This is a genomic window from Streptomyces sp. NBC_00829 (assembly GCF_045161795.1).
Lineage (GTDB): Bacteria > Actinomycetota > Actinomycetes > Streptomycetales > Streptomycetaceae > Streptomyces.
The window spans coordinates 4,010,389-4,023,786 of sequence record NZ_CP108867.1 but is presented as its reverse complement, the minus strand read 5'-3'; the positions used below and the strand labels follow the sequence as shown (position 1 = coordinate 4,023,786).

The following is a 13,398-nucleotide window of genomic DNA, read 5'->3' as shown; positions in this document are numbered from 1 at the left end:
GGTGGATCAAGGCGGATGCGCCGTACCAGAACGCATCGTATCCACCCGGCCCTGACACGGGTACAGCCCTACAGCAAAGGGCGGGCCATGTCCGGTCAACCCACCGGACATGGCCCGCCCTTTGCGACAGCTTGAAGGGCTTCAGCCCTCGTCGTCCTCCCCGGACTCCTCGGAGAGTCCCTTCTCCAGGACCCTTCCCTCACCGGGAGCGAGGGTGCCGAGGATGCGCTCCAGATCCTCTATCGAGGCGAACTCGACGACGATCTTTCCCTTCTTCTGCCCCAGGTCGACCTTCACCCGAGTCTCGAAGCGGTCCGAGAGGCGTGAAGCAAGATCGGTGAGCGCCGGCGACAACCGGGTTCCGGCCCGCGGGCTTTTCGGCTTGGCTGTGCTCTTGGGGTTCGAATTGATCAGCGTCACGATCTCTTCGACCGCACGGACCGAAAGACCCTCGGCCACGATCTTGTGCGCCAGCCGGTCCTGCTCCTCGGAGTCGTCCACCGACAGCAGCGCCCGTGCGTGACCGGCCGAGAGCACCCCCGCCGCAACCCTGCGCTGAACGGGAGGCGACAGCCGCAGCAGCCTCAGCGTGTTGGACACCTGCGGACGGGAGCGTCCGATCCGGTCCGCCAGCTGGTCGTGAGTGCAGTTGAAGTCCTTGAGCAGCTGGTCGTAGGCGGCAGCCTCTTCCAGCGGATTCAGCTGGGCACGGTGGAGGTTCTCCAGCAGCGCGTCCAGCAGAAGCTTCTCGTCGTCCGTGTCCCGGACGATTGCGGGGATCCGCTCAAGACCGGCCTCCCGGCAGGCTCTCCAGCGGCGCTCGCCCATGATGAGCTCGTACCGCTCGGGACCCAGCTGCCGCACGACGACGGGCTGGAGGAGCCCCACTTCATTGATGGAGGTGACCAGTTCCGCCAGGGCATCCTCGTCGAACACCTCGCGGGGCTGACGCGGGTTGGGCGTAATGGCGTCGAGCGGCACTTCGGCGAAGTGGGCACCAGCCGGCTCCTGAGGCTGCATCACAGCCTCGGGCTCCGAGGCCGGCGTGATCGCCTCGGGAGCGGTGGCAGCTGCGGGCAGTGTCGCCACCTTGGCGGCCGCAACGCCTCGATCCGCGGTCAGCACCGGAGCCGCCCCGGGAGAGCTTGAAGCCCCGGCAGGCGGCGGCACCTGCTTCTCCTGGGGAGCGGCAGGGATCAGCGCACCGAGCCCACGCCCCAATCCTCTACGTCGCTCGCTCACTGGATCCCCTCCGAGATGTTCTGCTGGCTGTTCTGTCTGCCCACATGGGCAGACTGCGGGTCATAGTGGACGCCGACCCCACGCAACGCGATCTCCCGAGCCGCTTCGAGATACGACAAGGAACCACTGGAACCCGGATCGTAGGTCAACACGGTCTGTCCGTAGCTCGGGGCCTCCGAAATACGCACCGAGCGCGGGATACTCGTCCGGAGCACCTCGTCCCCGAAGTGGCTGCGTACTTCGTCCGCCACCTGCGAGGCGAGCCGTGTTCTGCCGTCGTACATGGTGAGCAGAATCGTCGACACATGCAGCGTCGGATTGAGATGCCCGCGCACCAGATCAACGTTCCTGAGCAGCTGTCCCAGCCCCTCCAGCGCGTAGTACTCACACTGGATGGGGATCAGCACCTCCGCACCGGCAACCAGCGCGTTGACGGTCAGCAGACCGAGCGACGGCGGGCAGTCGATGAGGATGTAGTCCAGCGGCTGCTCGTAGGCCTGGATGGCTCGCTGCAGTCGGCTCTCCCGCGCCACCAGCGACACCAGCTCGATCTCCGCACCGGCGAGATCGATGGTGGCGGGGGCGCAGAAGAGACCTTCGACGTCCGGGACCGGCTGAACCACTTCGGAGAGCGGCCTGCTCTCCACCAGGACGTCATAGATCGAGGGGACTTCGGCGTGGTGATCGATCCCCAGCGCCGTGGAGGCGTTTCCCTGTGGATCCAGGTCGACCACCAGAACGCGTGCGCCATGGAGCGCAAGCGACGCGGCGAGGTTCACCGTGGTGGTGGTCTTCCCTACGCCGCCCTTCTGGTTGGCGACAACCATGACGCGTGTCTGATCAGGCCGGGGCAGACCTTCTCCGGCACGCCCCAGCGCCTCCACGGCCAGCTGGGCAGCACGGCCGATGGGGGTGTCGTCCATCGGGGGCGGTGTTTCACGTGAAACATCCTCCCCCGACGACTCGGTACGGGGACCGGGGACCGGGTCGGTCATCGGTCCCGCGATGTTGGCGTCGGACCGCAAGGATTCACTCTCCTCGACTTCAGGCTCGCAATGAGCAGAGCCTGCCATGCTTTCGGGGTCGTGAACCAGCGAGGCCCGTGGTTCTGTGGATGAATCCACCTCTGTGGACAGTTCCGTAGCCCTGAGGAGTGGCTTACGGTCCCGCATCGGGGCGGCAGCACGGCCGCGACTGATGATTCCCTGCAGCAGTGAGCGACGTTTCACGTGAAACACGATGCACGTGCCGCAGGACTACAACCTCACGACACTCCGAAATGCGTACGTATGGCAGCTTGTATGGAGCATCGCCGATAGTCAGTACAACCGTGTATGGCTCAGCGACGCCGACGGGTACGACTCGTCCTGGCAGCCTTGGCGCGCTTCGCCGCGAAGCGCACTCCGCCAGGGCTCTCCCCGACCTCCACGCGCACCACCGTGGAGAGCGGGTCGACGATTCCCTCACCCACATGCAGCACTGAGGTATCCACCACACCGAGCTTGCTCAGCGCGGCCCGGGCTCCCTGGATCTCCTCCTCGGCGGTGTCGCCCTTGAGTGCCAGCATCTCTCCGTACGGACGCAGCAGTGGCACTCCCCAGCCCGCCAGCCGGTCCAGTGGCGCCACCGCACGCGCCGTCACCACATGCACCGGCGGCAGTGTGCCCAGAACCTCCTCGGCCCGGCCGCGCACCACCGTCACATGGTCCAGGCCCAGCAGCTCGACGACTTCCTGGAGGAAGTTCGTGCGACGCAGCAGCGGTTCAAGGAGCGTGATCTTCAGATCCGGGCGCACCAGTGCCAGCGGAATCCCGGGCAGGCCGGCCCCCGAACCCACATCGCAGACCATCACGCCCTCAGGCACAACCTCCGAGAGCACCGCACAGTTCAGCAGATGCCGCTCCCACAGCCGCGGCACTTCGCGTGGACCAATCAGCCCACGCTTGACTCCGGTGTCCGCGAGCAGCTCCGCGTACCTCACAGCTTCCGGAAAGCACTCTCCGAAAACCGTCCGCGCCTCTTCGGGCGCCTGGGGAAGCTCTGCTGCCTCCGTCACGGGGACCGTCCTTCCGTACCGCACTGCCGCAATGGGGACTGACTGCTGGTGGCTGACTATCAGGCTGACAAGGATCGGCCCCGCCTGCGAACAGACGGGGCCGACAGAACGATCAAGGTCAGGCGGGGAGCACGACGACGAAGCGCTGGGGCTCCTCGCCCTCGGACTCACTGCGCAGACCTGCGGCCGCGACCGCGTCGTGCACGACCTTGCGCTCGAACGGCGTCATCGGGTTCAGCTTCACCGGCTCACCGGTGCTCTTCACCTCGTTGGCGGCCTTGGCACCGAGCTCGGCCAGCTCTGTGCGCTTCTTGGCCCGGAAGCCCGCGATGTCGAGCATCAGCCGGCTGCGGTCCCCGGTCTCTCGGTGCACGGCAAGGCGCGTCAGCTCCTGAAGCGCTTCCAGGACTTCGCCGTCGCGACCGACGAGCTTCTGAAGATCCCGGCTGCTCGCGTCACTGATGATCGAGACCGCTGCGCGATCGGCTTCGACGTCCATGTCGATGTCACCGTCAAGATCGGCGATGTCGAGCAGACCTTCGAGGTAGTCGGCCGCAATCTCCCCTTCCTGCTCAAGGCGGGTCAGGGTGTCGCCCTCGGCGGCAGCGGGGATAGTGCCTTCCGTCACGGATGGACTCCTTCTTACTTCTTGGACGACGGGTGCTTGGGCCGCTGCTGGCCCTTGCGCTGCCCGGGCTTGGACTGCTGGCGTGCGGAGCCCCCGGCGGGCTTGGCCGCCGGCTTCGGCTTGGCGTCTTCCGGCGCGTCCTTCTCCAGCGAAAGCTTCGACTCCGAGGCGGCGGTCTCGGCGCTCTTGGCCGCGCCCTGCTGAGCAGCGGCGGAATGGCGCTTCGCCTTGGTCTGACGCTTGGGCTGCTGCCGCTTCTGCGCGGCACCGCCCTCGGCCTCGGCCACCGCGGCGACATCGCTCTTGGTCACCGTGCCGTCCGCCTGGGCGGCGAAGCCGGCCTTGGCCAGACCAGTGATGAACCGACGCTCGTTCTCGTTGCGGTCCGGGCCCTTGGCCACGATCGCCGTGATCACCGTGCGCTTGCGACGCGAGCGAACCTCGCCGTGGGCGGTGACGCCCTTCAGCAGACGCTGAAGGTACTGGTCCTGGGCCTTGCTGCCGGGCGTCGGGTTCTGGTTGATCACAAACATCTGCTGACCCATGGTCCACACGTTGGTGGTCAGCCAGTAGACGAGGACACCGACGGGGAAGTTGATGCCCATCACGGCGAAGATCACCGGGAAGATGTACATCAGCATCTTCTGCTGCTGCATGTACGGCGTCTTGACCGTCAGGTCGACGTTCTTCTGCATCAGCTGGCGCTGCGTGTAGAACTGCGACGCCGACATCATGACGATCATGACCGCGGTGACAATGCGCACATCGGTCAGCGAGGCGTCAAGAGCAGCGACCTCGGCCGCGCTGTCCGTGAACTTCGACGCGAGCGGGGCACCGAAGATGTGGGCCTGGCGCGCGCTGTCCAGCAGCGATTCATTGATGACGCCGATGGTCTTGCCCGAAGCGATGCTGGAGAGCACGTGGTACAGGGCGAAGAAGAACGGCGACTGCGCGAGGATCGGAAGGCACGAGGAGAGCGGGTTGGTGCCCGTCTCCTTGTACAGCTTCATCATCTCTTCGGACTGACGCTGCTTGTCGCTCTTGTAGCGCTCCTGGATCGCCTTCATCTTCGGCTGGAGCGCCTGCATGTTCCGGGTCGACTTGATCTGCTTGACAAAAAGCGGGATCAGACAGATCCGGATGAGAATCACCAGCGACACGATGGACAGTCCCCAGGCCCAGCCCGTGTCGGGGCCGAAGATCGCCCCGTAGACGGCGTGGAACTGGACGATGACCCACGAAACAGGTGTGGTGATAAAGCTGAAGAGACTGGCAATCGTGTCCACTAATCAGGCTCCTTGAGCATTGGGCGAGGTCTCTGCTGCCGCACTCGGGGGTTCGGGGGCCGACCCCCTGGGAGGCACATCGGCGGCGGAGTGCCCGCCCTTGCTGCCACGCAAGGCGTCGCGCAGCATTTCGTGCCACCGCGGGCGTTTGCGCGGCGGCACATGATCCACGCCACCCGGCGACCACGGATTGCACCGCAGGATGCGCCAGGCGGTCAGCACTGTGCCCTTGACCGCGCCGTGCCGGTCGATGGCCGTGTATCCGTAGTGGGAACACGACGGGTAGTACCGGCAGACCGGCCCCAACAGTGGGCTGATCGTCCACTGGTACAGCTTGATCAGAGCCAGCAGCGGGTACTTCATCGCGCGCCCCCTCCCAGAAGCCGCTGGAGAGCGGCGTCCAGGTCTCGGGCCAGCTGTTCATGAGCGGCGTCGCCCGCACCGGGCAGCGCCCGTACGACCACCAGGCTACCGGGGGGCAGCAGGGCGAGCCGATCGCGTATGAGGTGGCGCAGTCTCCGCTTGACCTTGTTGCGTACGACTGCGCCGCCGACAGCCTTGCTCACGACGAAACCCGCACACGTCGGGGGAGCGCTCTCCCCAGGCGCGTGCGGGTCCGTTTCACCGCTGCGTAGATGGACGACGAGGAGCGGGCGACCGGCCCTGCGTCCTCGGCGTACCGCGGTCGCGAAGTCCTCGCGCCGCCTCAGCCGATTCTCGGTAGGCAGCACGTCATGACCTGTTAAACGATCAGGCGGACAGGCTGGCGCGACCCTTGCCACGGCGGTTCGCAAGAATCGCGCGGCCGGCACGGGTGCGCATCCGCAGGCGGAAGCCGTGGGTCTTGGCGCGACGACGGTTGTTCGGCTGGAAGGTGCGCTTGCTCACTCGGGGGCTCCAGAAATGATTCGTAGATGGCGGGACATCGCCTGGCTGTCACCGTGCGCCCACGAGTAGCTCGCGATTACGCCCGAGTGCACCGCTTCACGATCACAGACCGTGATCTTTGCCCATCGGAGGCAGGCGGCAGCAGCCATCGACAACTCGACCTGGTTACGGTACGCGCGGCTACGCCATCCGGTCAAACCAAGGACATGGCAGGCTGGACTGTGCACAGGCTGTGGACAACAACTTGAACCGCGCGGGTCGCCCTGACTACCGTGGCTGAACTCGAATTCCTTTCCTGCCTGTCTTCCCATCCCGTCCCGAGAACCACACATTCGTGGGACCTGCGAGAGAGCGTGCCTTGTGGCTGACGTACCTGCCGATCTTGCCGCAGTGTGGCCACGAGTGCTGGAACAGCTCCTTGCAGAGGGGCAGCAGGGCATTGAGCCCAAGGACAAACAGTGGATCGAACGCTGCCAGCCCCTGGCACTCGTGGCCGACACCGCGCTCCTGGCCGTCCCCAATGAGTGGGGCAAACGCGTCCTGGAGGGCCGGCTCGCTCCGCTGATCAGCGAGACCCTCAGCCGTGAGTGCGGCAGGCCCATCCGGATCGCCATCACCGTGGACGACTCCGTCGGCGAGGTGCCGGCACCGCAGCAGGCGCCTCCTCCCCAGCAGCACAGCCCCCGGTATCAGGGACCGGGGCACGACGAGCGGCCGAGCGACCCGTACGACAGCTACGGGCACCGGCCCGGCGACGACGGACTGCCGGACGTCCGCCCCGCCTACCCCGAGTACCAGCAGCATCAGCAGCAGCGCCCGGAGCCGGGCGCATGGCCGCGCACGCAGGAGGATCTGTCCTGGCAGCAGCCCCGGCTCGGTGGCTTCCAGGACCGCGATCCGGCCGCCGAGCAGTGGCGCGAGCCCTATGCCACCGCCCGCCCTCGCCAGCCCCAGCACGACTACCGCCAGCCGCAGCCGCCCGAGCGCCAGCCGTACGAGCAGCAGCGCCACGCCCATCCCGAGCGTCAGGCTCCGCACCGCGGCGTTCCGACCGGAGCCCCCGGTCCGCTGGGCGCCCAGCCCTCGCCGGCGCCCGGGCCCGGTGAGCCGCATGCCCGCCTGAACCCGAAGTACCTCTTCGACACCTTCGTCATCGGCGCATCCAACCGGTTCGCACACGCGGCGGCAGTCGCCGTCGCCGAGGCCCCGGCCAAGGCGTACAACCCCCTGTTCATCTACGGGGAGTCGGGGCTGGGCAAGACGCACCTGCTGCACGCGATCGGGCACTACGCGCGCAGCCTCTACCCCGGAACGCGCGTGCGGTATGTGAGCTCGGAGGAGTTCACCAACGAGTTCATCAACTCGATCCGCGACGGCAAGGGCGACACGTTCCGCAAGCGCTACCGCGATGTGGACATCCTGCTGGTCGACGACATCCAGTTCCTGGCGAGCAAGGAGTCGACGCAGGAGGAGTTCTTCCACACCTTCAATACGCTCCACAACGCCAACAAGCAGATCGTGCTCTCGTCCGACCGGCCGCCCAAGCAGCTGATGACGCTGGAGGACCGGCTGCGGAACCGTTTCGAGTGGGGGCTGACCACCGACGTGCAGCCGCCGGAACTGGAGACGCGGATCGCGATCCTGCGCAAGAAGGCGGTGCAGGAGCAGCTCAACGCCCCGCCGGAGGTACTGGAGTTCATCGCCTCCCGGATCTCGCGGAACATCCGTGAACTGGAGGGCGCGCTGATCCGGGTGACGGCGTTTGCGTCTCTCAACCGGCAGCCGGTGGACCTCGGGCTCACCGAGATCGTGCTGAAGGACCTGATCCCGGGCGGCGAGGACTCGGCCCCCGAGATCACCGCGAGCGCGATCATGGGGGCGACCGCCGACTACTTCGGCCTGACGGTGGAGGACCTCTGCGGATCCTCACGCAGCCGGGTGCTGGTGACGGCACGGCAGATCGCGATGTACCTGTGCCGTGAGCTCACCGATCTGTCCCTGCCGAAGATCGGCGCGCAGTTCGGCGGCCGCGACCATACGACCGTGATGCACGCGGACCGCAAGATCCGCGCGCTGATGGCGGAGCGACGCTCCATCTACAACCAGGTCACCGAGCTCACCAACCGCATCAAGAACGGCTGAGGCGAGCGACCGGCACCACGGCGAGCAGAGACCTTCGAGGGCGCTCCGGGACGGCTTCCCGGGGCGCCCTTCGGCGTTTCCAGGCCGTCCTGAAGCCGTCTCACGGCCGCCCCGAAGCCGCCCCGAAGCCGCCCCGAAGCTGTCCCGAAGCTGTCCGACGGGCGTCTCACGGCCGTCCCGCCACCGTCGCGTGGATGACCGCTGTTCGAATGCGCGGCAACGGGAAGGTGTTCTCCACAGATTTGGGGGCGATCATCCGTCCACAGCCTGGGGACTGGGAAGTTGTCCAGATCGTGTCCACAGGGCTGAGGAGCCAGACTCCATCAGGCCTGGTCAGGTGGCTGTGGATTTGTGGCCAACCGTGCTCCACAGTCTGTGGACACAGAATCCGTCCACAGGGTGTGATCAACGTTGTCCACCGGCAGCCCACAGGCAGAGCCGCGTTGCCCACAGCTTCTCGCACCTTCTCCACACCGCTGTCCACTGTTCGGCAACGAAACGCCCGAGCTCACCGGGTCGAGTGAAAGGCGTCACACCAAGGTGGTCGGTTGGGCTGTGGGGAACGTGGGTAAAGCTGGGGACAGTGCTGGGGAGAAGTCCCCTCGGGCTGTGCATCGAATGTGCAGAACTTTTCGGTGTCCACAGAAGCACCGGGTTGTCCACCGGTCTCACCCACAGGCCCGGTGGACAAAAAAGTGGGCCTGACCTGCGCAAACGGGGTTATCCACGGTTTCCACAGGCCCTACTACTACTCCCACTTAGAGTTACCGGGGAATTCGCTTCGAAGAAGGCCCTGTGCACAACTCGAGTCCGGAGCGCCCGCCACCTCTTGCCATGACTTGACCCTGACCCGCACCGACTGTCGGTGCCGTACGTCAGACTGGTCCCCGGCGACACAGCCGACGACCAAGGCCAGCAAGGGCGAGCCAGCAACAGCAGGAGGCGGTTCCGGTGAAGATCCGGGTGGAGCGCGATGTACTCGCGGAGGCGGTGGCCTGGGTGGCCCGGAGCCTCCCGGCCCGTCCGCCGGCGCCCGTACTCGCGGGCCTTCTTCTGAAGGCGGAGGACGGCGCCCTCAGCTTCTCGAGCTTCGACTACGAGGTCTCGGCGCGCGTCTCCGTGGAGGCGGAGGTGGACGAAGACGGCACCGTGCTCGTCTCCGGCCGGCTCCTCGCCGACATCTGCCGCGCGCTCCCCAACCGCCCGGTGGAGATTTCCACCGACGGTGTACGGGCGACCGTGGTCTGCGGCTCCTCGCGCTTCACACTCCACACCCTGCCTGTGGAGGAGTACCCGGCACTGCCGCAGATGCCGACAGCGACCGGCACCGTGCCCGGTGAGGTCTTCGCCTCCGCCGCCGCGCAGGTCGCCATCGCCGCGGGCCGTGACGACACCCTGCCCGTCCTCACCGGCGTCCGCATCGAGATCGAGGGCGACACCGTCACGCTCGCCTCCACCGACCGCTACCGCTTCGCGGTCCGCGAGTTCCTGTGGAAGCCGGAGAACCCGGAGGCATCCGCCGTAGCGCTGGTGCCCGCCAAGACCCTCCTGGACACGGCCAAGGCACTCACCAGCGGCGACACGGTCACCCTGGCGCTCTCCGGCTCGGGTGCGGGCGAGGGCCTCATCGGCTTCGAAGGCGCCGGACGCCGGACCACGACCCGGCTGCTCGAAGGCGATCTGCCGAAGTACCGGACGCTGTTCCCGACCGAGTTCAACTCGATCGCCGTCATCGAGACCGCGCCCTTCGTCGAGGCCGTCAAGCGTGTGGCGCTGGTTGCCGAGCGGAACACCCCGGTGCGGCTCAGCTTCGAGCAGGGCGTGCTCATCCTCGAAGCCGGTTCCAGTGACGACGCACAGGCTGTGGAGCGCGTCGACGCGCAACTCGACGGCGACGACATCTCGATCGCCTTCAACCCGACCTTCCTGCTCGACGGCCTGAGCGCCATCGACTCCCCGGTCGCCCAGCTGTCCTTCACGACCTCCACCAAGCCCGCGCTGCTCAGTGGCAAGCCCGCGCTGGATGCCGAGGCGGACGAGGCGTACAAGTACCTGATCATGCCGGTGCGTCTGTCCGGCTGACGGAGCCGAAGGAACGGATCCTGACGGGCCTGCTCACGCCGGAGCAGGCCCGTCAGGCCGTCCGTACAGGCCGGGCGTAGGCTCGGAGCCGGTACGAATCGGCATACAACGCTTAAGGAATCTGTGATGGAGCTCGGTCTCGTCGGCCTCGGCAAGATGGGCGGCAACATGCGCGAGCGCATCCGCCGCGCAGGCCACACCGTCATCGGCTACGACCGCAACCCGGACCTCGCCGATGTCCACAGCCTGGGGGAGCTTGTGGGCAAGCTCAAGGGTCCGCGGGTCGTGTGGGTGATGGTCCCGGCCGGCGGTGCCACCCAGTCCACGATCGACGAACTGGCCGAACTGCTGGAGCCCGGTGACGTGGTCGTCGACGGCGGCAACTCCCGCTGGACGGACGATGAGAAGCACGCGGTCGAGCTGGGCATCAAGGGCATCGGCTTCGTCGACTGCGGTGTCTCCGGCGGTGTTTGGGGCCTGGAGAACGGCTACGCGCTGATGTACGGCGGCGAGACGAAGAACGTCGCGAAGGTCCAGCCGATCTTCGACGCGCTCAAGCCCGAGGGCCAGTTCGGCGCGGTCCACGCGGGCAAGGTCGGCGCCGGCCACTTCGCGAAGATGGTCCACAACGGCATCGAGTACGCCATGATGCAGGCCTACGCCGAGGGCTGGGAGCTCTTGGAGAAGGTCAACTCCGTCACCGACGTACGCGAGGTCTTCCGTTCCTGGCAGGAGGGCACCGTCATCCGCTCCTGGCTGCTCGACCTGGCGGTCAACGCCCTGGACGACGACGAGCACCTGGAGCAGCTGCGCGGTTATGCACAGGACTCCGGCGAGGGCCGGTGGACCGTGGAAGCCGCGATCGACCACTCCGTGCCGCTGCCGGCGATCACGGCGTCGCTGTTCGCACGGTTCGCGTCGCGTCAGGACGACTCCCCGCAGATGAAGATGATCGCGGCGCTGCGCAACCAGTTCGGCGGCCACGCGGTCGAGAACAAGAACTAGTCCCAGCCGGGGGAGGTCGGCGTACATCCATGCACGTCACGCATTTGTCGCTGGCCGACTTCCGCTCGTACGCCCGGGTCGAGGTCCCTCTCGACCCGGGCGTCACCGCGTTCGTGGGGGCGAACGGACAGGGGAAGACCAATCTCGTCGAGGCCGTCGGCTATCTTGCGACGCTGGCCAGCCACCGAGTCTCCTCCGACGCTCCGCTGGTGCGGGCGGGGGCGGACAGGGCGGTGATCCGGGCGGCCGTGACGCAGGGCGAGCGTTCCCAGCTGATCGAGCTCGAGCTCAATCCAGGGAAGGCGAACAGGGCCCGTATCAATAGGTCTTCGCAGGTCAAGCCGCGTGATGTGCTGGGGATCGTACGGACTGTGATGTTCGCGCCGGAGGATCTCGCCCTGGTGAAGGGCGACCCGGGCGAGCGGCGGCGGTTCCTGGACGAGCTGATCACGGCCCGCTCACCGCGGATGGCAGGGGTCCGGTCGGATTTCGAGCGGGTGCTCAGGCAGCGCAATACGTTGCTGAAGTCCGCGGCCCTGGCACGGCGGCACGGTGGACGCGGGATGGATCTGTCGACACTCGACGTGTGGGACCAGCATCTGGCGCGCGCCGGGGCGGAGCTGCTGGCACAGCGCATCGATCTGATCGCGGCGCTGCAGCCGCTGGCGGACAAGGCGTACGAGCAGGTGGCGCCGGGCGGTGGGCCGATTGCACTGGAGTACCGTTCCTCCGCCGGTGACGTGGGCGGTGTGCACGGGCGGGACGCGCTGTACGAGCGGCTGCTCGGTGCCCTGGCCGAGATGCGCAAGCAGGAGATCGAGCGGGGTGTGACGCTGGTCGGGCCGCATCGGGACGAGCTGGTGCTCAAACTGGGGCAGTTGCCCGCGAAGGGGTACGCCAGTCATGGCGAGTCCTGGTCGTTCGCGCTCGCGCTCAGGCTCGCCTCGTACGACCTGCTGCGGGCCGAGGGCAACGAGCCGGTGCTCGTACTCGACGACGTCTTCGCCGAGTTGGACGCGCGGCGCCGTGAGCGGCTGGCGGAGCTGGTCGCTCCGGGCGAGCAGGTGCTGGTGACCGCGGCGGTCGACGACGACGTACCGGGAGTGCTGGCCGGGGCGCGGTATGTGGTGGAGGACGGAGCGGTGGAGCGCGTATGAGCGAGGAGCAGACGGGGACCGGGCCCTCGGAGCCGCCTCAGGTGCCCGAGTCCTCGGGCGTCGACCTGGCGCGGGTCGCGCTGCGCGCGGCGAAGGAGCAGGCGAAGGCCCGCGGTGCGGCGGCGCAGCAGAAGAAACAGGCCAGGCGGGGTGGCGGGCTGCGGTCCGGGGCGCGGGCGGACGGCCGCGATCCGCTGCCGCTGGGGGCGGCGATCAACCGGCTGATCACCGAGCGCGGCTGGGAGACGCCGGCCGCGGTGGGCGGCGTGATGGGCCGCTGGCCGCAGATCGTGGGTGAGGACCTGGCGAATCACTGTGTGCCGCTGCGGTACGACGAGGACCCGGACGAGCGCGTGCTGACCGTGCAGTGCGATTCGACGGCGTGGGCGACGCAGCTGAGGCTGCTGGCTCCGCGGCTGGTGGCGCGGCTGAACGAGGATCTGGGGCACGGGACGGTACGGATGATCAAGGTGCTGGGGCCGGGCGGGCCTCAGAGAGGGTACGGGGCGTTGAGGGCGCCGGGGAGTGTGGGGCCGGGCGACACCTACGGCTGAGGTGGCGGGTCGCCCACACCCGTCCCTTCCGCCACCGTTTCTGCCCCACTTCCGCCCGGTACCGAGCCCCGGTCCGTCCCGCGCTCGGCACCGAGCCTTCCCGACAGCCCCGCGCCGCGCCCGTCGCAAGCGGTCCGCCGGTGGCCCGGAGACTCGGTCCCTTGCCTGCCGCAGGCAGTCCGCCCGTGGCCCGCAGACCCAGTCCCTTGCCCGCGCTCACCCCTCGCTGTAACGCCCGAATCCCTCCGATGCGTGTGAGGTGTCCCTCACTGTAGCCAGTGGTTGACAGGCCGAAGCGCTCAATGCCCGCGTGAGCCTCCTGAAGCCCCTTCCCGGATATGGGGAGTCGGACCGATGT

Annotated in this window: 12 protein-coding genes and 1 pseudogene; 5 read left to right on the top strand and 8 right to left on the bottom strand. The window is 67.5% G+C overall.

Going from position 1 to position 13,398, the window contains the following annotated elements:
* Positions 1–141: 141 nt before the first annotated feature.
* From OG293_RS17535 to rpmH, 8 genes are all read right to left on the bottom strand, one after another.
* Positions 142–1,242, bottom strand: a complete 1,101-nt coding sequence (locus tag OG293_RS17535; RefSeq protein WP_405999730.1) for a ParB/RepB/Spo0J family partition protein — start codon at positions 1,240–1,242, stop codon at positions 142–144.
* Positions 1,239–2,315, bottom strand: a complete 1,077-nt coding sequence (locus tag OG293_RS17530; RefSeq protein ID WP_405999729.1) for a ParA family protein — start codon at positions 2,313–2,315, stop codon at positions 1,239–1,241. Before OG293_RS17530 ends, OG293_RS17535 begins: the two co-directional genes overlap by 4 nt.
* Before the next feature lie 266 nt (positions 2,316–2,581).
* Entirely contained in the window at positions 2,582–3,298 is a 717-nt protein-coding gene (gene rsmG, locus OG293_RS17525) for a 16S rRNA (guanine(527)-N(7))-methyltransferase RsmG (protein WP_405999728.1), read from the bottom strand.
* 118 nt (positions 3,299–3,416) lie between these two features.
* Positions 3,417–3,926 carry a protein jag gene (locus OG293_RS17520; protein ID WP_405999727.1) on the bottom strand — a complete coding sequence of 170 codons (510 nt, stop codon included), beginning with the start codon at positions 3,924–3,926 and terminating at the stop codon, positions 3,417–3,419.
* 14 nt (positions 3,927–3,940) lie between these two features.
* The gene (yidC, locus tag OG293_RS17515) at positions 3,941–5,212 is read right to left on the bottom strand and encodes a membrane protein insertase YidC (RefSeq protein WP_405999726.1); all 1,272 of its coding nucleotides are present in this window, start codon (positions 5,210–5,212) and stop codon (positions 3,941–3,943) included.
* A 3-nt stretch (positions 5,213–5,215) separates the two neighbouring features.
* Positions 5,216–5,575: a membrane protein insertion efficiency factor YidD gene (yidD, locus tag OG293_RS17510; protein ID WP_405999725.1), complete on the bottom strand. Its 360-nt coding sequence runs from the start codon at positions 5,573–5,575 to the stop codon at positions 5,216–5,218.
* Positions 5,572–5,943, bottom strand: coding sequence for a ribonuclease P protein component (gene rnpA, locus OG293_RS17505; protein WP_405999724.1), 372 nt, complete (start codon positions 5,941–5,943; stop codon positions 5,572–5,574). Before rnpA ends, yidD begins: the two co-directional genes overlap by 4 nt.
* Before the next feature lie 19 nt (positions 5,944–5,962).
* On the bottom strand, positions 5,963–6,100 hold the full coding sequence (gene rpmH / locus OG293_RS17500) for a 50S ribosomal protein L34 (protein ID WP_006381191.1): 138 nt from the start codon (positions 6,098–6,100) through the stop codon (positions 5,963–5,965).
* Positions 6,101–6,460: 360 nt separating this feature from the next.
* On the opposite strand from rpmH, the gene dnaA reads away from it, so the two are divergent.
* The 5 genes and pseudogenes from dnaA to OG293_RS17475 all read left to right on the top strand — a co-directional run bounded on the left by dnaA (position 6,461) and on the right by OG293_RS17475 (position 13,040).
* Positions 6,461–8,242, top strand: a complete 1,782-nt coding sequence (gene dnaA, locus OG293_RS17495) for a chromosomal replication initiator protein DnaA (RefSeq protein WP_405999723.1) — start codon at positions 6,461–6,463, stop codon at positions 8,240–8,242.
* Positions 8,243–9,193: 951 nt separating this feature from the next.
* Positions 9,194–10,324 carry a DNA polymerase III subunit beta gene (gene dnaN, locus OG293_RS17490; protein WP_405999722.1) on the top strand — a complete coding sequence of 377 codons (1,131 nt, stop codon included), beginning with the start codon at positions 9,194–9,196 and terminating at the stop codon, positions 10,322–10,324.
* 90 nt (positions 10,325–10,414) lie between these two features.
* Positions 10,415–11,329, top strand: a pseudogene (gnd, locus tag OG293_RS17485) (phosphogluconate dehydrogenase (NAD(+)-dependent, decarboxylating)); the annotation flags it as partial.
* A 29-nt stretch (positions 11,330–11,358) separates the two neighbouring features.
* Positions 11,359–12,486, top strand: coding sequence for a DNA replication/repair protein RecF (gene recF / locus OG293_RS17480; protein ID WP_405999721.1), 1,128 nt, complete (start codon positions 11,359–11,361; stop codon positions 12,484–12,486).
* Positions 12,483–13,040 carry a DUF721 domain-containing protein gene (locus OG293_RS17475; protein WP_405999720.1) on the top strand — a complete coding sequence of 186 codons (558 nt, stop codon included), beginning with the start codon at positions 12,483–12,485 and terminating at the stop codon, positions 13,038–13,040. The genes recF and OG293_RS17475 overlap by 4 nt, the downstream gene beginning before the upstream one ends.
* Positions 13,041–13,398: the final 358 nt, after the last annotated feature.

Coding starts and splice junctions, on each gene's coding strand:
- OG293_RS17530 (WP_405999729.1), bottom strand. CDS start 2,315: ATGGCAGGCTCTGCTCATTGCGAGCCTGAAGTCGAGGAGAGTGAATCC.
- yidD (WP_405999725.1), bottom strand. CDS start 5,575: ATGAAGTACCCGCTGCTGGCTCTGATCAAGCTGTACCAGTGGACGATC.
- recF (WP_405999721.1), top strand. CDS start 11,359: ATGCACGTCACGCATTTGTCGCTGGCCGACTTCCGCTCGTACGCCCGG.
- OG293_RS17475 (WP_405999720.1), top strand. CDS start 12,483: ATGAGCGAGGAGCAGACGGGGACCGGGCCCTCGGAGCCGCCTCAGGTG.